Source organism: Pseudoflavonifractor sp. An44, assembly GCF_002161675.1.
Taxonomy (GTDB): Bacteria; Bacillota; Clostridia; order Oscillospirales; family Oscillospiraceae; genus Enterenecus; species Enterenecus faecium.
Map to the genome: position 1 here is coordinate 45,499 of NZ_NFIH01000004.1, position 21,790 is coordinate 67,288.

The window sequence follows — 21,790 nt, forward strand, 5'->3', positions numbered from 1 at the left end:
CCTCCTTATCAAATATGGGGAAACGCTCGGTCAAACTTCTCCTGCCACCCGGCCAGAGCGTCTTTGGCCAGGGGCTCCACCCCCTCCAGGGGGTAAGGATATCCCAGGGTGTGGTACTTGTGTACCCCCAGGGTGTGATAGGGCAACAGTTCTACCCGGCGCACATGGCGCAAGGTGGAGACAAAGTCCAACAGCCCTTGCAAATGCTCATCGCCGTCGGTGAGCCCGGGCACCACCACGTGTCGAATCCACAGGGGCACCTCTTGGGCCTGTAATTGGCTGAGAAACGCTCTCCATTCCCCGGTGTCCCGGCCTGTGACCGCCTGGAACCCCTGGGGGGTGTAGTGCTTGATGTCCAGCAGCACCAGGTCGGTGTGGGACAGAATGCGCTCATAGTCCCCCAGCCCGCACCCGGCGGTGTCCAGACAGGTGTGAATGCCTTCCTTTTGGCACAGCTCCAGGGCCTGGGCCAAAAACTCCGGCTGCAACAGCGGCTCACCGCCGGAAAAGGTGACCCCGCCGGTGGCGCCGTAGTAGGATTTGAACCGGCGCAGCTTGGCCACCAGTTCCTCCGGCGTCATCTCCTTGGCGGCAACGGCGCCACACTCCCAGGTGTCCGGGTTGTGGCAGTACTGGCACCGCAGCCCACACCCCTGGAGAAACACCACGGTGCGAATGCCGGGGCCGTCCACCAGCCCCATGCTCTCCACAGAGTGAATGCGTCCTTTCATTGTGAACCCCCTTCTTTTTCCATTTGTTGGATAAAGAAAAAGACCGACCCACTGGGACCTTTTTCTTGCCCAGACGGTCGGCCGGCTTTCCCGATCATACGCCACGTGGTTGATTCCACTTAATACCGCCAGGTGTATGATCACCGTGAGTACAGGCTACTATATCTTGTGTCGTTTGTCAAGCTTCATTTTTATTTCCCATTATTTTTCAATTTCTGGACACTTTTTAAGAACTCCGCAAGGAGTTGTATCGAAGTTGTAAATTCTGCACGCCGACCCTCTGGAGCCGTTGCCATTTCCCCTGTGGCATACTATAATGTGCCATAACAACGACAAGGAGATGTGCCACATGGCAAAACGGTACAAAAGAAAAACTGCCCGCTCCGGTCTGGAGACCGTGGTCAATCTGCTGGCCCTGCTGTTGTTTGCCGTTCTCGGCATCGGCTTTGTGGCCGCGCTCTTCTTCACTCACATGCTCACCCCCCTGCTGTTGGCCCTGATTGCGGCGGCGGTGGTGGTGGCCGTAGTGGTGGTGTTTGCTCTGCGGTTCAGCCGCGGCCCCGCCAAGCGCACGGCGGGCTCGGTGCTGTCTGTGGTGTTCTGTCTGGTGTTCGCCGTGGGTATTGTCTATGCCCGGGTGGGCCTGGACACTCTGGACCGGGTCACCAACCCGGAGGCCCAGACCCTGGCCATGTCCGTGTATGTGCGGGGAGATGATACCCGCAGCATGGACGAGCTGCTCCAGCACCCCTTTGGCATGCTCAGCGCCGACCAGACGGACACCCAGGCGGCGGTGAAACAGCTGGACGCCAAGTACAGCGTCACCCTCACCCCCCAGGGCTATCCCGAGGCAACCAAGCTGGTGGACGCCCTCAACAACAAGGAGATCGACGCTATTTTGGTCAACCAGAGCCACATGACCGTGCTGGACGACCTGGAGGAGTACAAGAACGTGATGCAGAGTCTGCGCATGGTGGACACCATTCAGGTGCCCCTCCAGGCCAGCGCCGCTCCCCAGCCCACCACCGCTCCCGCCATCCCCCTGGACCAGCCCTTTACGGTATATATCAGCGGCAGCGACTCCCGAAGCAGCGATATCTCCACCTCGGGCAACAGCGATGTGAACATCATCGCCACCATCAACCCCAAAACCCACCAGGTGCTGCTGGTGTCCACTCCCCGGGACTACTTCATTCCCCTGTCCTTCTCAGGCGGAGTCCCGGACAAACTCACCCACGCCGGGGGCCGGGGCATTGAGGAGAGTATCAAAACTCTGGAAATGCTCTACGACATAGAGCTGGACTACTACTTTAAGGTCAACTTCGCCGGATTTGAGGGCATCATTGACGCCCTGGGCGGCATTGACGTGTACTCGGACTACGACTTCGAGTCCTATATCTCCGACTACACCTATGAAAAGGGCGTCAACCACATGGACGGCGAGAAGGCCCTGTACTTCGTCCGGGAGCGGTACAACCTCCCCAAGGGCGACTATCAGCGGGGCATCCACCAGATGCGGATGATCGAGGCTGTGGCGGACAAGGTCCTCTCCCCCGCCATTCTCACCCAGTACCTCCCCTTCATGGACGCCGTGGGCAACTGCTTCCGCACCAGCATTCCCTCTGACTTCATCACCGATATGGTGCAAAACCAGCTGCAAACCGGCGGGGACTGGAACATCGTCAGCTACTACGTCTCCGGCTCCTTCAGCAAGGAGTACACCTACAGTTATCCTGACTGGCATCTGGATGTCATTGTCCCTGATATGACCACCGTGGAAACCGCCAAGCAGCTCATGGAGCAGGTGCGCAACGGAGAAATCGTCACCTCCCCCCAGTCATAATCAATCTCACAGACGGCCCGGCGCTTGAAGCGCCGGGCCGTCTGTAATTTCCCACAAAAATCGAAAACAGGTGGAAATTCCCGGATACTTCCATTGCCATTTTCCTTCTTTTGTACTATAATGTCGGAAGTTATCCGCTGCGGCAGGGTCGCCGCACACATCACCCTGACGCCCGCCCCTCTGGAAGCGGTGTCAAAGGAAGGAACATATTATGGGAAAATATCCAAACAAGAAGTCTGGACGCCTTGGTTTTGACTTTTTTCTCAACAAACTCGCCCTGATTGCCTTTACCATATTAGGCGGATATTTTGTCTACACCGCCATCTCCACCCAGATGCTGGACGCTTTGCGCATCGGGCTGCTGTGCGCAGTGGTAGCCGTTCCCGTGATCGTGGTGTGGTGGCTGAGTCTGACCCGTTCCAAGCCGGTGCGGCTGGCCATCGGCTCGGTGCTGGCCATGATCTTCTGCCTGATCTTCGCCGTGGGCATTCGCTACATCAACATCGGCATGGACACCCTGAACAACATCACCGCCGAAGAAGATGAGACCGCTCTGATGACCGTCTATGTCCGCTCCGACGATGACCGGAACATGGAGGACCTGCTGGACGAGACCTTCGGCACCCTGTCCATGACGGAGGCCAACACCAAGGCCGCCATCCAGCAGCTGGACCAGGAATACAAGACCACCCTTTCCACCAAAGCCTACGCCAGCGCCGACAAGCTGGTGGACGCCCTGGCTGAGGGCGAGGTAGATGCCATTCTCACCGACCAGGGCCACATGAGTGTGCTGGAGGACCTGGAGGGCTATGAGGACGCCATGGACGGGCTGCGGGAAGTCAAGTCCTTCCACGTGGTGGTGGAGACGGAGAACAACAACAACAAGACCTCCACCTCCAAGGCGGACTCTGTGTTCTCCGTGTACATCAGCGGCAGCGACTCCCGGGACAGCAACATCATGGCCACCGGCCGCAGCGACGTGAACATCATCGCCACCGTCAATACCGAGACCCGCCAGGTGCTGCTGCTCAACACCCCCCGCGACTTCTATATCCCCCTGGCCCGCAGCAGCTCCTACGACTACCCCGACAAGCTCACCCACGCCGGACTCTACGGTGTGGACGAGAGCAAGGACACCCTGGCCCAGTACTACGGCATCGACATCGACTACTACTTCCGGGTAAACTTCACCGGATTTGAGACCATCATCGACGCCCTGGGCGGCATTGAGGTGGATTCCGAGCACGACTTCTACTCCACCATCGCTCCCACCACCATCCACTACACCCAGGGCATCAACAAGCTGGACGGCTACGAAGCTCTGTACTACGTCCGCGAGCGCTACGCCTTTGTCAACGGCGACTATCAGCGCGGCATCAACCAGATGCAGGTCATCCAGGCCGTGGCTGAGAAGGCCATGTCCCCTGCCATGCTCACCAACTTCACCTCCCTGATGGATGCGGTGGATGACTGCTTCAAGACCTCCATCCCCACCGACCTCATCACCGCTCTGGTGCGGGATCAGCTGGCCAACGGCGGCGACTGGAACATCGTCACCTACTACGTCTCCGGCACTGGTTCCAGCGAGTACACCTACTCCATCCCCAGCCAGAAGGCCTACGTCACCATCCCCGATGAGTCCACCGTGGAGATGGCCAAGGACCTGATGCAGCAGGTGCGGGACGGCAAGATCATTGAGGACCCCAACGCAGAGGCCTCTGACGCCCCTTCCTATTAACAAATACCCATTTAGGCCAGGTGTGCATACACCTGGCCTTTCTCTTAGGAGGAATTGACATGGCAAATATCATCTATATCGACACCCTGGACCACCCGGGGCTGGACGCCTTCGCCCGCCTCACCGAGGCCCAGCTGAGAAACCGAAAGGAGCCGGAAAAGGGCATCTTTATCGCCGAGAGCCCCAAGGTCATTGAGCGGGCGTTGAATGGGGGCTATGAGCCCCTCTCCTTTCTCATGGAGGAAAAGCACATCACCGGACAGGCCCAGCCCCTTCTGGAGCGGTGCCCCGGGGTGCCAGTGTACACCGGGCCCTCGGACCTGTTGGCCCAGCTCACCGGATTTCCCCTCACCCGAGGGGTGCTGTGCGCCATGCGCCGCCCCCTCCTCCCCACGGTGGAGCAACTGTGCCGCAACGCCCACCGGGTGGCGGTGCTGGAGGGCATTGCTGACCCCACCAACGTGGGGGCCATTTTCCGCTCGGCGGCTGCCATGCACATGGATGCGGTGCTGGTCACTCCCAACTGCTGCGACCCCCTGTACCGCCGCTCAGTGCGGGTGAGCATGGGCACCGTGTTTCAGATTCCCTGGACCCGCATCCCCCAGTGGCCGGAGGGTGGGCTGGAGCAGCTCCACACCCTGGGCTTTCGCACCATCGCCCTGGCCCTCACCCCCGACGCCCACTCCATTGAAGACCCCGGCCTCCACCAAGCCGACAAGCTGGCCCTGCTGCTGGGCACGGAGGGAGACGGGCTGGCCCGGACCACCATCGACGGGTGCGACGAGGCCGTGTGCATCCCCATGTCCCACGATGTGGACTCCCTCAACGTGGCCGCCGCCTCTGCGGTCGCTTTCTGGGAACTGCGCTACCGCCAGCCCCCTTTATCCAATATGTAAAATTCCACACAGTTTCAGAGGTTTTTTTGTTACATTCTTGACAACCACGCAGGAGGGATTTATAATTTTTATCAAGACCTGATGTGGTGGGCCTGTACGTTTTGCCGAAACTCACAAAGTGCGCCACAGGATTTTCCATATGTTAGAGACATCTGGTTGAAATTCCTGTGGGCAGTTTCTGGGAATTTTCGGAGACGTGCGGGCCTTTTTTGCATCTTACAGCCATCATTCTGCGGCAGCCCAGCTGCCAAGTCCGGGAGGTCATTATGAGTTATACCATTCCCATCGGCCCCTACCATCCCGCTCTGGAGGAGCCCATTCACGCCCGTCTCACCGTGGACGGAGAGCGCATCACCGACGCCGAAGTCTTTGTGGGCTACAATCACCGGGGCATTGAGCGGCTGGCCCAGGAGCGCAACTTTATCCAGACCCTGGTGCTGGTGGAGCGGGTATGCGGCATCTGTTCCCACTCCCACTCCCTGACCTATGCGCTGTGCATTGAGCACATCGCCGGAATGGAAGTGCCCAAACGGGGCCAATACATCCGGGTCATCATCGAGGAGCTGGAGCGCATCCACTCCCACCTTCTGTGGCTGGGCATCGCCTGCCACATTGTGGGCCACGACTCCCTATTCATGCAGTGCTGGAACGACCGGGAGGGCACCATGGACGTGCTGGAGGCCCTCACAGGCAACCGGGTCAACTACGGCATGAACATCATCGGCGGCGCCCGCCGGGATTTCACCGACGACCAGCGCCGGGACCTGATGGCCGCCATGGACGATTTGGAAAAGCGCATGGGCCCCATCACCCACTGGCTCACCCACGACAAGACCTTGGCCATGCGCACCAAGGGTGTGGGCATCCTCACCCGAGAGGACGCCATCCGGCTGGGTGCTGTGGGCCCCCACGCCCGGGCCTCCGGGGTGGACATGGACGTGCGCCGGGATGCCCCCTACTCCTCTTACGAGGACTTCGACTTCACCGTCCCCGTCCAGGAGTCCGGAGACGTGTACGCCCGGGTAGTGATCCGGGTGCTGGAGATCTACGAGAGCATCAAGATCATCCGCCAGGCGGTGGACAATCTGCCTGAGGGCCCCATCAACCTGGGCAATCGCATTCCCAAGGTGCCCGCGGGAGAGTTCATTGCCCGCCACGAGGCACCCCGGGGCCATCTGGTGTACAAGGTGGTCACCGACGGCGGCCTCAATAACCACCGGGTGAGCCTCCACGTGCCCACCTTCAAAAACGCCCCCACCGTCCCCGTCATGCTGCGGGGGAACACGGTGGCAGACGCAGGCCTCATCGTGGCCTCCATCGACCCCTGCTTCTCCTGCCTGGACCGATAAACTGCCATGCACGAGCTTGCCATCACCCAGAGCATTCTGGACATCGCCGAACAAGTGGCTCAGGAACACGGGGCCACAAAGGTGAAAACCGTACACATCAAGCTGGGGGAGTATTCCGGCGTGGTTCCCCAGTGTGTCCAGGATTACTTCGACGTCATCAGCCAGGGCACCATCGCCCAGGGGGCAGTGCTGGACATCCAGCGGCTTCCGGTGGTCATCCACTGTCTGGACTGCAACCAGGACAGTCCTATCGACCGCCGCCATGTCCGCTGTCCCCAGTGCGGGTCCACCCACCTAAAGCTGATTCAAGGCCGGGAATTCTACATTGAGAGTTTGGAGGTTGACTGATGGAAATCAAAGTTATGCACCAGGTCATGGCCTGGAACGAGGACGTCAGCGACGCCGTGAAGGCAAAGCTGGCCCAACACCAGGTGTGCCTGGTCAACGTCATGGGCTCCCCCGGTGCGGGCAAGACCAGCACCATTGTGGCCCTGATCAACGCCCTGCGGGAGCGCTACCGCATTGGTGTCATCGAAGGGGATATCGCCGGACAGATTGACGCCGACGCCATCCACGCCATGGGCATTCCCGTCACTCAGATTGACACCGACGGGGCCTGCCACATCGAGGCCATGAGCATTGAGAAGATGCTCCCCGAGTTCGATCTGGACAACCTGGACGTCATCTTCGTGGAGAACATCGGCAACCTGGTGTGCCCGGCGGAGTTCAACATCGGCGAGAGCTTCCGGGTGGCCCTCCTCTCCATCCCCGAGGGGGACGACAAGGTGGAGAAATACCCCCTGATGTTCGCCACCACCCAGGCGCTGGTGATGAATAAGTACGACTTGAAGGACTATTTCGACTTTGACGACCAGCGGGTGGAGCACTCCGCCCGGGAGCAAAACCCGGAGGTGGCGGTGTTCCGCCTGTCCAACCGGGACGGGTCGGGCCTCAAGGAGCTGGTGGACTGGCTGAGCCAGAAAATCGACGCTCAGATCGGGAGGTGTCCGTCATGAAGGGCTTCCGCTTTACCGCCTGGCTGTCCACCGCCATTGTGTGCTTCCTCTTCTGGATGCTCCTCACCTGGTCCTTTGCCCCCCGGGAGCTCATCCTGGGCGGCATCGTGTCGGTGATTGTGGCGGCCTTCGCCTGCCGCTTCTTCATCCACAGCCGGGCCTTCTACCTCTACAACCCGGTGCGGCTCATCCTGCTGGTATTCTACTGCGTCATCATCTTCTTCTGGGAGATCATCAAGGCCAACGTGAGCATGGCCAAGCTGGTTTTGAGCCCCAAGCTCAGCTACAAGCCGGGCATTCTGCGCATTCCCGGCTCCCCCAACCTGACAAGTGACTACGGCATCGCCATGGTGTCCAACTGCATCACCCTCACCCCGGGCACCATCACCATGGAGACCGCCCAGGACCAGGAGGGGCGCAACTACTACTACGTCCACTGGATCGACGTGGCGGAGACCGACCGGGACAAGGCCGGGGACGCCATCAAGGGAACCATGGAACGCTGGATCGGGAGGATTTGGAAATGACAGTCTTTTTAATTGGTGCCATCGTGTGCATCATTCTGGACCTGCTCCTGCTCTACCGGGTATTCCGGGGCCCCACGGCCGCCGACCGCATCTGCGCCATGGACGCCTTGGACCTGGTGACCGCTCTGGCCCTGGTGCTCTACTCCCTGCACACCGGGCGCACCATCTACCTGGACATCGCCCTGGTGGTGGCCCTGCTGGGCTTTGTCAGCACCGTGTTTGTGGGCCGCTATCTGGAAAGGAGGCTGTGAGGTATGGAAACGGTTGATATTGTGGTGGCTGTCCTCATGGCCATCGGCCTGTTCTTCGCCTTCATCGGCACCCTGGGCATCCTGCGCATGCCGGACGTGTTCGGGCGGCTCCAGGCCTCCACCTGCATCTCCACCATGGGCACCATCTTTGTCATCCTGGCCAGCATCGTGTATGTGGTGGCCAACGGCATGAGCGGCTCTGTGGTGGTGAAGCTGGTGTTCATCCTGCTGTTTGTGCTGGGCACCAACCCGGTGTCCAACCACGCTCTGTGCAAGGGCGCTTACCGCTCGGTGAAGCCCAACCCGGAGCCGATCATCGACGACTATAAGGAGGATGATCCCCAATGAATGGTACCTTGGTTTTTGTCCTGAACACCCTGGTGCTCTGCGGCATTGTGGCCTCCGCCATTGTGGCGGTGAACGCCAAAAAGGTCATCGACTCAGTGATCGCCCTGGCGGCCACCGGCTCCTTTGTGGCCCTGGAGTTTGTGCTCTTGCAGGCCCCGGACGTGGCCATCGCGGAAGCCAGCGTGGGGGCGGTGCTGTCCACCATTCTCTACATCATCGCCCTGCGTAAGGTGTACGGACGAAAGGGGGAGCAGAAATGAGCGGTACGAAAAAAGTGGTCTTGGCTCTGACCCTTGTGGTACTCCTGGCCTGCGGCGTATGGGCCGGGTGGCGCATGGCAGGCAGCCCTCCCACCTACGACGGCACCAACACCGACCTGGTGGGGCTGTACGAAGACCCCAGCTCCTATGACAACTCCAACGCCGACGGCGCCGCCGCCATTATGGTCAACGAGAACCTGGAAAAGACCGCCGCCGACAACGTGGTCTTCTCCGTGGTCTTCAACTTCCGTGGTTACGATACCATGGGTGAGAGCTTCATTCTCATCGCCGCCATCGCAGGCTCCCTGGTGATCCTGCGCAAGGCTGCCCATTCTGTGAAAAAGGAGGACCAGGGCCATGAAGACCTATAAAAAGACCCATGCCATCTCCCGGTGCGCCTCCGACCTGTTCCTTCCCCTGGCCTGCGTCTTCGGCTGCTACGTGGTGCTCCACGGCAGCACCAGCCCCGGCGGCGGCTTCCAGGGCGGCGTGCTGGTGGCCAGCGCCATTTTGCTGGTGTACCTGGGGTACGGCGGCTGGGGCGTCAAGCACTCCTTCAACGAGCACATGCTCCACTCCAGTGAGACGGTGGCGGAGATCATGTACGTGGTCATCGCCCTGGTGGGTGTGTTCACGGGCCTGAACTTCTGCGTCAACTTCGTCTTTGCCGGGCAACAGGTGGACACCAGCATCCTGATGAACGATGCGGTGGGCTACCACGTGATGGCGGGCATCACCTGTCTGCTGATCATGATGCTCAGCGTGCTGGAGGACGACAAACACGAGTCTCCCGAGGAAAAGGAGGAGGATGCGGCATGATATTCACCAATTACCTGGTCTGCTTCTTTCTCATCGCCCTGGGCATCTACTGTATGGTGACGAAAAAGAACCTCTTCAAGATCTGCGTGGGCATGGGCCTGGTGGACTACGGCGTCAACCTGCTCATCGTCTCCGTGGGCTTTCACGACGGCGGCACCGCTCCCATCTTCAACATCTCGGAGCTGACCCGCGACACCTTTTTCGTAGACCCCATTCCCCAGGCCCTCACCCTTACCTCCATCGTCATTGGCGCGTGTACCACCGCCATGACCCTGAGTCTCATCATCATGCTCTACAAACAGTACGGCACTTTGGAGTCGGACCAGATTAGGAGGTTACGAGGATGACATTCGATTTTTCTAACTTCATCAACAACTTCCCCATCCTGGCCATCATGTCCCTGTTTTTGGGGGCCTTTATCTCCTCCCTGGTGGGACGGCGCAACGCCAAGGTGCGCAACACTGTGGTGTTTCTCTCCATGTTGGTCTCCCTGGTGCTCATCCTCGCCCTCATCCAGCCGGTGCTGCTGGAGGGCCAGGTCATCAACTACTGGCTGGGCAACTGGGAACCGGTAGAGGGCTGGGCCATCGGCAACAGCCTGGAAGTGGACGCTCTGAGCCTGTTCTTCGCCCTCATTGTGGTGGTGGCCGTGTTCGTCTCCGGCGTCTACTCCTTCTTCTACATGAGCCACGACGACTCCCTGGTCAACTACTATACCCTGTTTTTGATGCTGTCCGGCTCCGTGCTGGGCCTGGTGCTGTCCGGGGACCTCTTCAACATGTTTGTCATGATCGAGATCATGACCTTCACCGCCGTGGCCCTCACCGCCTTCCGCAACCACTACGAGGGGGCTCTGGAGGGCGCCTTCAAGTACCTGGTGGTGGGCTCTCTGGGCTCCACCTCGGTGCTCATTGGCATCGCCCTCCTCTACTCCCAGCTTCACACCCTGAATCTGGCCCAGATTGCCTCTCTGCTGCCCACTGCCTCCTCCCCGGTGATTCTCATCGCCTTCGCCTTCCTCTTTGTGGGCTTCGGCTCCAAGGCCTTCCTGTTCCCCTTCCACCCCCTGGCCGCCGACGCCCACGCCGTGGCCCCCGCCTCCATCTCTCTGATGATCTCGGGCGTTCTGACCAAGTGCGGCGTGTACGGCATCATCCGCCTGTGCTACTGCCTGTACCAGAACATGGACCAGCCCTTCGTGCAGTACTTTGTCACCGGGGTGGGTGTCATCAGCATGTTCGTGTGCGTCACCATGGCCTTCAACCAGCACAACTTTAAGCGGCTGCTGGCCTTCCACTCCATCTCCCAGGTGGGGTATGTGATCACCGTCATCGGCCTGGGCTCCGCTCTTGGCATGTCTGCTGGCCTGTTCCACGCCATGAACCACACCATCTTCAAGGGTCTTTTGTTCCTCACCGCCGGTGCGGTCCAGCACGCCACCGGCAGTCTGGATTTGGACGAGCTGGGCGGCCTCTCCAAGAAGATGCCCGGCACCTGCGCCCTCTTCCTCATTGGCGCGGCCTCCATCAGCGGCCTGCCCCCCTTCAACGGCTTTGCCTCCAAGTGGATGATCTATCAGGCCACCTTCCAGAAGGCGGGAGAGACGGGCAACTTCTTCTTCGTGGTGGTGTGCGTGGCCGCCCTCATCACCAGCGTGCTCACTCTGGCCTCCTTCATCAAGGTGGCGCAGAGCGTGTTCTTCGGCCAGCTCAACCCCAAGTTTGCACATACCCGTGAAGTCTCTCTGGGGATGCGCATTCCCATGTGGATTCTGGCCGCCCTGTGCATCCTGCCCGGTCTGTTCCCCGACCAGGTGCAGCAGTGGCTGCTCACCCCCGCCACCCAGGCCGCTACCAATGCCTCCGGGTACATTGACGCCGCCATGGGCACCGGGTACGCCGCCGCCCACGGGGTGGAATCCTCCCTGGTTTCCGGCTTCTCCCTGTCCGGGGCCTGGCAGCCTGTGATGTGGCTGCTGCTGCTCATTTCCGTGACCCTGGCCGTGTGCATCGTGGCCCTGCTGGGCGGAGACGAGAAGGCCACCGTCACCTCCCAGATCACCGCCGACACGGATACGGACCCCAAGTACGACTCCTTCTTCTCCGGTGAGGCCAGCGTGTACTCCCAGGTGGGAGGCAGCGACCTGTTCTGGGGCTTCAAACACAACTGGAGACATTACTTCTCCTTCATGCACAACTGGCACAGCGGCGTGGTCAACGACTACACCCTGTACGGCGCCGCCGCCATGGCTGTGGCTCTGGTGCTGTGCGTCATCTTTCTGTAAAGGGGGTACCTGACATGACAAATCTTCTCTGGACGATCTTCCATGTGCTGGTATTCCCCGGCCTGCTGTTCTGTGTAGTGGTGGGGGTGCTACTGGCGGGCCTGGACCGCAAGCTGGTGGCCCGGATGCAAAACCGGGTGGGCCCGCCCCTGCTCCAGCCCTGGTACGATTTCCTCAAGTGCTGCGGCAAGGAGACCATCATCCCCCGCCACGCCCGCAAGGGACTGTTCCTGGCCGCCCCGGTGCTGGGCTTTGCCGCCCTGATCACCGTGGCCCTGTTCGTCCCCGTGTTCTCCTACTCCGTGTACTCCACCTCCGCGGACCTGGTGGTCATCCTCTACCTCCTGACGGTGGTGGGTGCGTCCATGATCGTGGGCGCTGCCGCCTCCGGCTCCCCCTTCGCCGGGGTGGGCCTGAGCCGGGAAATGGTGGCCATGATCTCCTACGAGCTGCCCTTCGTGCTGGTGATGCTGGCCGTGGGCCGCATGGCGGGTGAGGGTTCCCCTCTGGGGGTCACCTTCTCCCTCCAGGCCATTGTGGACTGGCAGGCCATCAATGGCAATATGCTCTTCCACTGGAGCATGATTCCCGCCGCTCTGGCCATGCTCTTCGTCATCCCCTGTGAGATCGGCATGCACCCCTTTGACATCGCCGAGGCGGAGACCGAGATCTGCGAGGGCACCTTGGCCGAGTACAGCGGCCCCCCCGCCGGACTGTTCCGGCTCACCCACTGCGTGAAAATGTACGTCATGTGCGCCCTCTTCTGCGTGCTGTTCCTGGGCGGCATCTCCACCGGGTACGCCGCTCTGGACGCCCTGGTGATGGTGGTCCTCAGCGTGGTGCTCACCTTTGTCACCATGAGCGTGCCCCACGCCGTGTGCGCCCGGTTCAAGGTGGAGCAAGTGTTCAAATTCTACTGGACGGTGGTGGCCGGTCTGGCCCTCATCAGTCTCATTTTGGTCTGGCTGGGCCTGTAAGGAGGGACAAGGAAATGTTTCAACGAATGATTGACAAGAGCATGGCCAAAAGTCCCTGGATTTTCCATATCAATGCAGGCTCCTGCAACGGCTGTGACATTGAATTGGTGTCGGTGCTCACCCCCCGGTATGACGCCGAACGGCTGGGCTTCCGCCTCACCGGAACCCCCCGCCAAGCGGACATCGTGGTGGTCAGCGGCCCCGTCACCTCCCAGACCCGTGACCGCCTGGTGCGCACCCTGGCCCAGGTCCCCGAACCCCGGGTGGTGGTGAGCTTGGGCTCCTGCCCCCGCTCCGGCAACGTCTTTAAGGGCAGCTACTGTGTGGACGGTCCCCTGGAGAAGTACACCCATGTGGACGTGTCCGTGGGCGGCTGCACCCCCAAGCCCGAGGCCATCATGGCCGCTCTGGCCAAGGCCGCCGAAATACTGGCTGAAAAGCGGAAGGAGATGCGTCAGGCATGATTCCCTACCTCACAAAAGCTCTGGGCAACCTGTTCCGCGCCCCGGCCACCGAGAAGTTCCCCAAGGGAGAGCCCCCCAAGGCAGCCCCCGGCTACCGGGGCCGCATCATCTACCACCCGGAAACCTGCGTCAACTGCGGGATGTGTATGCGGGTGTGCGCCCCCCAGTGCATGGAGCGCACCATGGAACCTCTGCCCAACGGGGACCAGAAAATCACCCTCACCTTTGACCTGACCAGCTGCACCTTCTGCTCCATGTGCGCGGACTTCTGCGCCCGAAAGTCCATCGAGCTCAGTGACGACTACATGATCGTGGGCACCAAGCCCGAGGACTTCCTGGTCTCCGGCACCTTCATCAAGAAGGCGCCGCCCCCCAAGCTGACCCCGGAGCAGATCGCCGAGCTGAAGGCCAAGGCAGAGGCCGCCAAAGCCGCCAAGGCAGCAGCCGAGAAAGCCGATGGCTGAGCGCTCCCGCATTCGCCTGGAGGTGGAGGGGCTGGTGCAGGGGGTGGGGTTTCGTCCCACCGTCCACCGCCTCACCACCCAGCTGGGCCTGTCCGGCTTCATCCGCAACACCTCCCAGGGGGCGGAGCTGGAGCTGGAGGGGCAGCCGGACCAGGTGACCCAGTTTGTCCCACAATTGCAGCAACAGGCCCCGGTGCTGGCCCGCATTCGCCGGGTCAGCACCGTTTCCATTCCCCCCACCGGAGAGACGGGCTTTCACATTCTGCCCAGCGTGGGGGAAACCCTCCCGGACACCCAGGTAAGCCCGGACGTGGGCATCTGTGAGGACTGTCTGCGGGAGATGCGAGACCCCAAGGACCGGCGGTACCGCCACCCCTTTCTCAACTGCACCAACTGCGGGCCCCGGTTCACCATTGTCCAAAGCGTGCCCTATGACCGGAAGCGCACCGCCATGGGGGTGTTCCCCATGTGCGAAGAATGCCAAGGCGAGTACACCGACATCACCGACCGCCGCTACCACGCCCAGCCCACCTGCTGCCCCAACTGCGGCCCCACCCTCACCTACCTGGACGGGGCGGGACAGGCCGTGGAGGGCGCCCCCATCCGGCTAGCCCAGGCGCGGCTGAGACAGGGCGGGATTGTGGCGGTGAAGGGGCTGGGTGGCTTCCACCTGGCCTGTCTGCCCGAGTACGCTTCCCGGTTGCGGCAGCGCAAAGAGCGGGAAGGGAAGCCATTGGCCCTCATGTGCGCCGACGTAGATGCCGCCCGTGCCCTGTGCCACCTCTCCCCGGAAGAGGAAAAAGCGCTGGGCAGCTGGCGGCGGCCCATTGTGCTGCTGCGCAAGCGGAACCCTGCCCCGGATGTCCTGAGCCACACCCCGGAGTTGGGGATTATGCTCCCCTACACTCCCCTGCACTACCTGCTCATGGAGGGCTTTTCCGCTCTGGTGATGACCAGCGCCAACCCCTCGGACTGCCCCGTGTTCATCAGTAACCAGGCGGCGGTGGAGGGCCTCCAAGGCATCGCCGACGGCTTTCTCCTCCACAACCGGGACATTGTCACCCGGTGTGACGACTCCCTCCTCCGCATCTTCCGGGGGAAGGAGTACCCCCTGCGCCGCAGCCGAGGCTATGTGCCCCAACCGTTGGAGGTACCCATCCCCGTCCACGGCCTGCTGGGGTGTGGAGCGGAACAGAAGGCGGGGTTTGCCCTGGGCAAGGGCCAGGATGCCCTGCTGAGTCAGCACATCGGGGATTTGAAAAACATGGAGACGTTGGAGCACTACCAAACCCAGCTCCACCACTTCCGCACCCTCTTCGGGGTGGAGGTGGAAGGGCTGGCCTGCGACCTCCACCCGGACTATCTGTCCACCCAGGTGGCTCAACAGCTCTCCCGTGAGCTAAATGTTCCCCTGCTCCAAGTACAGCACCACCACGCCCATATGCTCTCCTGCATGGCGGATAACGGCCTCACAGGGCCCTGCATCGGCCTTGTGTGGGACGGCACGGGGCTGGGTACAGACGGCACCATATGGGGGGCCGAGTGTCTGGCGGGAGACGCCCACGGCTTCACCCGCTTGGCCTCCATCTCCCCCATCCGCCTGCCCGGCGGGGACGCCTGCACCCGGGACCCCCAGCGCATCGCCCACAGCCTGCTGGTGGAGGCAGGGCTGGAAGAACACTCCATCGCCCCCCAGGCCCAGCTGCTCACCCTACAGCTGAAAGCCGGGCTCAACTGTCCCCCTGCCTCCAGCATGGGGCGGCTCTTTGACGGGGTGTATGCCCTGTTGGGGGGCTCCTCCCCCGTCCACTACGAGGGGGAGAGCGCCATCCGCCTGGAGCACATGGCCCAGGATGACATCACCCAGGCCCTCCCGGTGGAGGTGGAGACGGTGGACGGCGTGTGCCGCCTGAACACCCCCGCCCTCACCGCCGCCCTGATGGAACGCAAAGCGGCGGGCGATTCCCCCCACCTGCTGGCGGCCCAGTTTATGAACGCCATGGTGGAATTGGCGGTGAAACAGTGCCAATTCGCCCGGAAGCACACCGGACTCAATCGGGTGGTACTCTCTGGCGGCGTCTTTCAAAACATGTATCTACTGCCCCGCATCCTGGACGCACTGGCCGCCCAGGGGTTCCGGGCCTATCACCACTCCCGGGTGTCCACCAACGACGAGGGAATTGCCCTGGGACAGCTGATCGCCGCGGCAGCGCGGAGAAAGGAAGGATGACTATGTGTCTGGCCGTGCCCCTGCGGCTCATGGAAATTCACAACAAGGAGGGCATCGCCGAGGCGGGCGGCATTCGCCGCTCGGTGCGCCTGGACTTCATCCGCAACCCCCAGGTGGGGGACTACGTGCTGGTCCACGCCGGGTTTGCCATGGAGCGGCTCAGCCAGGAGCAGGCGCTGCAAAACCTGCAAGCCCTCCAGGAGGTGGCCAATGCTCTGTGAAGCGGATTTCCGCCGCCCCCAGGGCCTGGAGCGGTTGGTGGAGGCCATCCGTGACCCACACCTGCCCCCCATGCGTCTCATGGAGGTGTGCGGCACCCACACCATGGCCCTGGCCCGCACCGGGGTGCGGCAGCTGCTGCCCCCTCAGGTGAAGCTGATCTCCGGGCCCGGCTGTCCGGTGTGTGTCACCCCCGCCAATGTGATGGACGAGGTATTGCGCATAGCCGCTCTGCCCGGGGTCACCCTCACCACCTACGGGGATTTGATGCGGGTACCAGGCTCCAAGCCTGGGTTTGATTTGCGGCGGCAAAAGGCCCTGGGGGCAGACATCCAGGTGGTATACTCCCCCATGGATGCCTTAGAATTGGCCAAAGCCCACCCGGAACAACAGGTGGTGTTCCTGGGGGTTGGATTTGAGACCACCGCCCCCGTCACCGCCCTGGCGGTGCTGGAGGCCCAACGGCAGGGGCTCCAAAACTTCTCCCTGCTGTGCCTGCTGAAAGCCACGCCCCCCGCCCTCCGGGCTCTGCTGAGCCAAGAGGACTTCGGGGTGGACGGCTTTCTGTGCCCCGGCCATGTGGCCACCATTTTGGGGGCGGATGCCTTCCTGTTCCTCCCCCAGGAATATGAAAAACCCGCCGTGGTGGCGGGTTTTGAGGCGGGGGACCTGGTGGCGGCCCTCCACCTGCTTATCACCCAGGTGAAGAATCACGCCCCCAAGCTGGAAAACGAATACACCCGGGCGGTGTCCCGTGAGGGCAACCAAATGGCCCAGGGAGTGATGGCCCAGGTGCTGGACCCAAAAGACGACACCTGGCGGGGGTTGGGTAATATTCCAAACAGCGGCTTTGGGTTGAAGCCGGAATTTGCCGCCTATGACGCCGCCGCCCGCTTTGGCTTCTCCCCTGCCCCACAGACTACCCCCTCCCCCTGTCGGTGCGGGGATGTGATCTGTGGGCGCATTGGCCCCCGTGAGTGCCCTCTGTTCGGCACCGTGTGTACCCCGGACAACCCGGTGGGGCCGTGTATGGTGTCCGGGGAGGGAGCCTGCGCCGCCGCCTATCTCTATGGAAGGGAATGACCCAGGATGGAACCAGAATATATCACCTTAGACCACGGCAGCGGCGGAGGCCGCACCGCCCAGCTCATTGAGGAGCTGCTTCTCCCCGCCCTGCAAAACCCCCACCTGGCCCCCCTGGGGGACGGGGCATTGCTGGATGTGAGCGGCCCCCTGGCCTTCTCCACCGACAGCTTTGTCATTGACCCCATCTTCTTCCCCGGCGGGGACATTGGCAAGCTGGCCGTGTGCGGCACCGTCAACGATCTTGCCATGTGCGGAGCGGTGCCCAAATATCTGAGCCTGGGCATGATCTTGGAAGAGGGCTTCCCGGTGGAAGATTTAAAGCGCATCATCACCTCTCTGGCTGCCACCGCCGCCTCCTGTGGGGTGCAGGTAGTCACCGGGGACACCAAAGTGGTGGAGCGAGGACACGGCCACGGGATTTACCTGAACACCTCCGGCATTGGGGAAGTGAAATGGCTGGGGCTGTCCCCCCAGGCCATCCGGGAGGGAGATCAAATTCTTATAAGCGGCACCGTGGGCGACCACGGCACCGCCGTGATGCTGGCTCGAAGCGGGATGCTCCAGGGGGATGAACTGGTCTCTGACTGTATGCCTCTGAATCAGCTGGCCGCTGCGGCTCTCTCTGTGGGCGGCGCGCGGGTGCTGCGTGACCCCACCCGGGGCGGCGTGGCCACGGTGCTCAATGAGTTTGTGGAGGGCACCCCCCTGTGTGCCCAGGTGCAGGAGGACGCCGTGCCGGTGCGGCCCCAGGTGGAGGCCGCCTGTGCCCTTCTGGGGCTGGACCCTCTGTACTGCGCCAATGAGGGCAAGCTGCTGGCGGTGGTGGACCCCGAGACCGCTCCGGCGGTGCTGGAGGCCCTACACCGCACTCCCGGCGGCGAGAACGCCGCCATCATCGGCTCCATCACCACCCAATTCCCGGGCCGGGCGGTACTGAAAACCGTCTTTGGAGCCCACCGCGTGTTATCCAAGCTATCCGGCGCACAGTTGCCGAGAATCTGTTAAAAAGTGAGGGGATGTCACCATGCAGACCAATGAAAAAATTCAAATTCAGCCCGAAGAGATCGTACCCACCGCAGAGAAAATGCGGCAGGCGGGGCGGCTGCTCATCATGATTCACGGACACATTGAAAACGACGGCACCCCCGTGGTCACCTACGACTACGACGACGGCCCCAATGTTTTGAGCTACGAGGTGCGGGGCCACGCCACCGTGCCCACCATCTCCCACATCTACGACGCCGCCGCCCAGTGGGCGGAGCGAGACGTGGCGGAGCTGGTCCCCATCACCTTTGAGGGCCTGGATTGCAGCCAGCGGCTGTTTATGCCGGACAACCTGCTCAGCGGCGAGGGGCAGATCACCGTCACCCCCATTGACGTGCTGCGCAAGGAAAACAACCTAGATTCTTAAAAATGCCAGCATTTTTAAGAGTGAGTGCAGCCCGCTGCATGCATCCTTGGGTCAAAGGGCGACCCAAGGCCACACTGACGGGCTGAGAAGTGTTTTTCCCGATGCGCATGTCCCCGGGAAAAACAGATTTCAATTGATTTTCCCGCCCCCGGGCGGGAAAACTCTGCCGAGGGCTTTTTGACCATACATGACACTTTTTTCTTCTGACATTGTCTTGTGGTTGTTTGAAAGACGAAAGGACCCTTTCCCAGGCCGACGGCCTGGGAAAGGGTCCTTTTCTATTCTTGGATGTATAATTAGCAGCTGGCGCCGCCCTTAACGGTCTTGTTCAGGATGGCTTCCTTGTTGATGGCCTGGTTGAGCAGCTTATCCTCCACATACTCCATACCCAGACGATCAATGGTATCGGCAAAACGCTCGCCGGTGATGCCCTCGTCACGGAAGAACAGGATGGCGCGCTCCACCACGTCCAGAACCTCTTCCTCGCTGGTGAAGATCTTGCTCAGGGGGTGGCCATGGGCAACCTTCTTGCCCCAGCGGCCGCCCACGTAGACCTTGTAGCCCTCGGTGTACTCCTCCAGAGCGCCGAAGGGACACTTGCCCTTGCAGCGGCCGCAGTTGTTACACTCGTTGGGATCGATGATCACCTTGCCGTCCACAACCTTGGCCACCTTGATGGGGCAGGCGTTCTCCACCTGGCACACCTTGCAGCCACGGCACTTGGACAGGTCCACCATGGGGACACGCTGACCCACGATGCCCAGGTCGTTCAGGTCAGGCTTGACGCAGTTGTTGGGACAGCCGCCCACGGCGATCTTGAACTTGTGGGGCAGGGTCACAGTGTGGTAGCCCAGATAGAAGCGCTCGTGGATCTTGTCGCTGAGCGAGAAGGAGTCCAGCAGGCCGTACTGGCAGGTGGTACCCTTACAGGCCACCACAGGACGCACCAGAGAGCCGGTGCCGCCGGTGAGCAGGCCGCGCTCGTTGACAAAGTCGATGAGGGGCTGAATGTTCTCGTACTTCACGCCCTGAATCTCCAGGGTCAGACGGGTGGTCATGGTCACCTCGCCGCTGCCGAACTTCTCAGCGGCCTCGATGACGGCACGGTGCTCGTCGGCGGTGATCTTACCGTTGCGGGTAATGATACGCACGTTGAACACGTCGGGGTAACGCTTGTCCTGGAGGCAGCCCAGGCCCTTCACCCGCTTAATCTCAGCGGCGCTCAGAGCGGTGCCGGGGACGGAAATCTTCACAGTGTTGATGAAGGCGCCGCCCTCCAACACGCGGGTGTTGGTGTAGCCCAGGGCCTTCAGGCGGTTCTGCAGGAAGTAGCCGCGCTTGCCCTTGGCGCACACCAGCAGCAGCTTGTCGTCCAGCGTGGTGCCCTCGATGGGGCCGTTGACGGTGGACAGGTTCACCCAAGTGGCGCCGGGCAGAGTGGCGGCGGGGTGAGCATCCAGCACGCGGTAGTCCTTGGCAGCGCCAGCGGCGTACTCGGCGGGAGTGAAGGTCTCAAAGGCGCCGGACATCTTGTTCTCCAGGATGTAGCAGGCCTGGACGAAGGGATGGATGGCAGTGGAGAAGGGAGGCGCATAGGCGTAGTCCAGGGTGTCGAAGTCGGCAACCTTGGCGCCCATGGCAATGCCGGTGACGGCGATGTCCACCATCTTGTCCACAGCGCCGCCGCCCAGCACCTGGATACCCAGCAGCTTGCCGGTGGTCTTGTCGGCGATGAGCTTGGTGACGAAGGAGGAGGCGTCGGCATAGTAGTGGGCCTTGTCGTCGGTGACGCAGGTCACAGTGACCACGTCATAGCCCTCAGCCTTGGCCTGAGCCTCGGTGAGGCCGGTGCGGCCAGCGTTGAGGTCGTCGGCCAGACGGACCACGCCGGTGCCCATGCAGCCCAGGTAGGGGGCATCGGTGCCGGTGAGGTTCTTGGCCAGGCACCGGCCGGTAATGTTGGCGGTGGAGCCCATGGCGGACCACTGGCCCTTGCCGGTGATGCGGTTGTGCACCATGGCGCAGTCGCCCACGGCGTACACATCGTTGAGGTTGGTGCGCTGGTGGTCGTCCACCACGATGGTGCCCTTCACCATCTCCAGGCCGGACTCAGCCAGGAAACCGGTGGCGGGACGGATGCCGATGGCCAGCACCACCACGTCGGCGGGCAGCACGCCGGCGCTGGTGTCCACGCCAGTGGCCTTCTCGGTGCCCACAATGCCCTTGAGGGCGGTGCCAGTGCGCACACGCATACCCTTAGCCTGGAGCTTGCGGCGGACGTAGTCGGCCACCTCAGCGTCAAAGATGTTGGGCATCAGCTGGTCGGCCATGTCCACCACAGTGACGTTCAGGCCCTTGGCCATGAGGTTCTCGGCGATCTCCAGGCCGATGAAGCCGCCGCCCACCACCACAGCGTTGCGGCAGTGGTTATCGTCCACGTAAGCACGCAGACCGATGGCGTCGTCGGGGGTACGCATGGTGTACACGCCCTTCCGGTTCACGCCCTCCACGGGGGGCACAAAGGGCTCAGCGCCCACGGCCACCACCAGCTTGTCATAGCTGACGGTGTTGGCCTCACCGCTCACCACGTTGCGCACGGTCACGGTCTTGGCGTTGGCGTCCACGGAGGTGGCCTCCATACCGGTGACCACGTCCACGCCGGTCAGGCCCTTGTACTTTGCGGGGGTGTTGACGATCAGCTCGTCCCGGGTCTCAATGCTGCCGCCCACATAGTAGGGCAGGCCGCACCCGGCGTAGGAAATGTCCTGGCTCTTGGTGTAGATGGTGACGTTGGCGTCCCGGTTCTCACGCTTGAGCTTGGCGGCGGTCTTGGTGCCTGCGGCAACGCCGCCGATGACGATCACGTTCATATCTCCC

At 61.9% G+C, this 21,790-nt stretch carries 24 protein-coding genes and 1 riboswitch; of the genes, 22 read left to right on the forward strand and 2 right to left on the reverse strand.

The genetic code is table 11. The features are described 5' to 3' along the window. Window positions 1–8 precede the first annotated feature (8 nt). Window positions 9–731: a pyruvate formate-lyase-activating protein gene (pflA, locus tag B5F98_RS02895; protein ID WP_087369534.1), complete on the reverse strand. Its 723-nt coding sequence runs from the start codon at window positions 729–731 to the stop codon at window positions 9–11. A gap of 60 nt (window positions 732–791) precedes the next feature. Continuing rightward, a riboswitch (ZMP/ZTP riboswitch) is annotated at window positions 792–877 on the reverse strand. Between the two features lie 203 nt (window positions 878–1,080). Between pflA and B5F98_RS02900 the strand changes: the two genes are divergently transcribed. The 22 genes from B5F98_RS02900 (at window position 1,081) to B5F98_RS03005 (ending at window position 18,913) form a co-directional block, all read left to right on the forward strand. Further along, window positions 1,081–2,574: an LCP family protein gene (locus B5F98_RS02900; protein ID WP_158099761.1), complete on the forward strand. Its 1,494-nt coding sequence runs from the start codon at window positions 1,081–1,083 to the stop codon at window positions 2,572–2,574. Window positions 2,575–2,785: 211 nt separating this feature from the next. Beyond that, entirely contained in the window at window positions 2,786–4,312 is a 1,527-nt protein-coding gene (locus tag B5F98_RS02905) for an LCP family protein (RefSeq protein ID WP_087369536.1), read from the forward strand. 59 nt (window positions 4,313–4,371) lie between these two features. Next, a complete protein-coding gene (locus tag B5F98_RS02910; protein WP_087369537.1) occupies window positions 4,372–5,208 on the forward strand; it encodes an RNA methyltransferase in 837 nt (278 codons plus the stop codon). A 266-nt stretch (window positions 5,209–5,474) separates the two neighbouring features. Further along, window positions 5,475–6,557 carry a nickel-dependent hydrogenase large subunit gene (locus tag B5F98_RS02915; RefSeq protein WP_087369538.1) on the forward strand — a complete coding sequence of 361 codons (1,083 nt, stop codon included), beginning with the start codon at window positions 5,475–5,477 and terminating at the stop codon, window positions 6,555–6,557. Between the two features lie 6 nt (window positions 6,558–6,563). Then, window positions 6,564–6,905: a hydrogenase maturation nickel metallochaperone HypA gene (gene hypA / locus B5F98_RS02920; RefSeq protein WP_087231383.1), complete on the forward strand. Its 342-nt coding sequence runs from the start codon at window positions 6,564–6,566 to the stop codon at window positions 6,903–6,905. Then, window positions 6,905–7,573 carry a hydrogenase nickel incorporation protein HypB gene (gene hypB, locus B5F98_RS02925; RefSeq protein ID WP_087369539.1) on the forward strand — a complete coding sequence of 223 codons (669 nt, stop codon included), beginning with the start codon at window positions 6,905–6,907 and terminating at the stop codon, window positions 7,571–7,573. Before hypA ends, hypB begins: the two co-directional genes overlap by 1 nt. Next, window positions 7,570–8,100 (forward strand): Na+/H+ antiporter subunit E, encoded by a 531-nt coding sequence (locus B5F98_RS02930; protein ID WP_087369540.1) that lies wholly within the window; start codon window positions 7,570–7,572, stop codon window positions 8,098–8,100. The genes hypB and B5F98_RS02930 overlap by 4 nt, the downstream gene beginning before the upstream one ends. After that, on the forward strand, window positions 8,097–8,351 hold the full coding sequence (locus B5F98_RS02935) for a monovalent cation/H+ antiporter complex subunit F (protein ID WP_087231374.1): 255 nt from the start codon (window positions 8,097–8,099) through the stop codon (window positions 8,349–8,351). The genes B5F98_RS02930 and B5F98_RS02935 overlap by 4 nt, the downstream gene beginning before the upstream one ends. A 3-nt stretch (window positions 8,352–8,354) precedes the next feature. Next, window positions 8,355–8,699 (forward strand): monovalent cation/H(+) antiporter subunit G, encoded by a 345-nt coding sequence (gene mnhG / locus B5F98_RS02940; protein WP_087231371.1) that lies wholly within the window; start codon window positions 8,355–8,357, stop codon window positions 8,697–8,699. After that, the gene (locus tag B5F98_RS02945; protein WP_087369541.1) at window positions 8,696–8,959 is read left to right on the forward strand and encodes a hydrogenase subunit MbhD domain-containing protein; all 264 of its coding nucleotides are present in this window, start codon (window positions 8,696–8,698) and stop codon (window positions 8,957–8,959) included. Before mnhG ends, B5F98_RS02945 begins: the two co-directional genes overlap by 4 nt. Beyond that, window positions 8,956–9,330, forward strand: coding sequence for a hypothetical protein (locus tag B5F98_RS02950; RefSeq protein WP_087369542.1), 375 nt, complete (start codon window positions 8,956–8,958; stop codon window positions 9,328–9,330). The genes B5F98_RS02945 and B5F98_RS02950 overlap by 4 nt, the downstream gene beginning before the upstream one ends. After that, entirely contained in the window at window positions 9,317–9,778 is a 462-nt protein-coding gene (locus tag B5F98_RS02955) for an MnhB domain-containing protein (RefSeq protein ID WP_087231362.1), read from the forward strand. The genes B5F98_RS02950 and B5F98_RS02955 overlap by 14 nt, the downstream gene beginning before the upstream one ends. Then, window positions 9,775–10,125 (forward strand): NADH-quinone oxidoreductase subunit K, encoded by a 351-nt coding sequence (locus B5F98_RS02960; protein WP_087231360.1) that lies wholly within the window; start codon window positions 9,775–9,777, stop codon window positions 10,123–10,125. Before B5F98_RS02955 ends, B5F98_RS02960 begins: the two co-directional genes overlap by 4 nt. Then, a complete protein-coding gene (locus B5F98_RS02965) occupies window positions 10,122–12,062 on the forward strand; it encodes a proton-conducting transporter membrane subunit (protein ID WP_087369543.1) in 1,941 nt (646 codons plus the stop codon). Before B5F98_RS02960 ends, B5F98_RS02965 begins: the two co-directional genes overlap by 4 nt. A 14-nt stretch (window positions 12,063–12,076) precedes the next feature. Then, the gene (locus B5F98_RS02970; RefSeq protein WP_087369544.1) at window positions 12,077–13,039 is read left to right on the forward strand and encodes a complex I subunit 1 family protein; all 963 of its coding nucleotides are present in this window, start codon (window positions 12,077–12,079) and stop codon (window positions 13,037–13,039) included. A 14-nt stretch (window positions 13,040–13,053) separates the two neighbouring features. Beyond that, window positions 13,054–13,503, forward strand: a complete 450-nt coding sequence (locus B5F98_RS02975; RefSeq protein WP_087369545.1) for an NADH-quinone oxidoreductase subunit B — start codon at window positions 13,054–13,056, stop codon at window positions 13,501–13,503. Next, window positions 13,500–13,967 carry a hypothetical protein gene (locus tag B5F98_RS02980; RefSeq protein ID WP_087369546.1) on the forward strand — a complete coding sequence of 156 codons (468 nt, stop codon included), beginning with the start codon at window positions 13,500–13,502 and terminating at the stop codon, window positions 13,965–13,967. The genes B5F98_RS02975 and B5F98_RS02980 overlap by 4 nt, the downstream gene beginning before the upstream one ends. After that, window positions 13,960–16,197 carry a carbamoyltransferase HypF gene (hypF, locus tag B5F98_RS02985; RefSeq protein ID WP_087369547.1) on the forward strand — a complete coding sequence of 746 codons (2,238 nt, stop codon included), beginning with the start codon at window positions 13,960–13,962 and terminating at the stop codon, window positions 16,195–16,197. Before B5F98_RS02980 ends, hypF begins: the two co-directional genes overlap by 8 nt. After that, window positions 16,194–16,418 carry a HypC/HybG/HupF family hydrogenase formation chaperone gene (locus B5F98_RS02990; protein WP_206418074.1) on the forward strand — a complete coding sequence of 75 codons (225 nt, stop codon included), beginning with the start codon at window positions 16,194–16,196 and terminating at the stop codon, window positions 16,416–16,418. The genes hypF and B5F98_RS02990 overlap by 4 nt, the downstream gene beginning before the upstream one ends. Then, window positions 16,408–17,499 carry a hydrogenase formation protein HypD gene (gene hypD, locus B5F98_RS02995; protein ID WP_087369549.1) on the forward strand — a complete coding sequence of 364 codons (1,092 nt, stop codon included), beginning with the start codon at window positions 16,408–16,410 and terminating at the stop codon, window positions 17,497–17,499. Before B5F98_RS02990 ends, hypD begins: the two co-directional genes overlap by 11 nt. A 6-nt stretch (window positions 17,500–17,505) precedes the next feature. Further along, on the forward strand, window positions 17,506–18,507 hold the full coding sequence (hypE, locus tag B5F98_RS03000) for a hydrogenase expression/formation protein HypE (protein ID WP_087369550.1): 1,002 nt from the start codon (window positions 17,506–17,508) through the stop codon (window positions 18,505–18,507). Window positions 18,508–18,526: 19 nt separating this feature from the next. After that, window positions 18,527–18,913, forward strand: a complete 387-nt coding sequence (locus tag B5F98_RS03005) for an NADH-quinone oxidoreductase subunit C (RefSeq protein WP_087369551.1) — start codon at window positions 18,527–18,529, stop codon at window positions 18,911–18,913. 296 nt (window positions 18,914–19,209) lie between these two features. On the opposite strand, the gene B5F98_RS03010 is transcribed toward B5F98_RS03005, so the two are convergent. Further along, a complete protein-coding gene (locus B5F98_RS03010) occupies window positions 19,210–21,783 on the reverse strand; it encodes an FAD-dependent oxidoreductase (protein ID WP_087369552.1) in 2,574 nt (857 codons plus the stop codon). Between the last annotated feature and the right edge of the window lie 7 nt (window positions 21,784–21,790).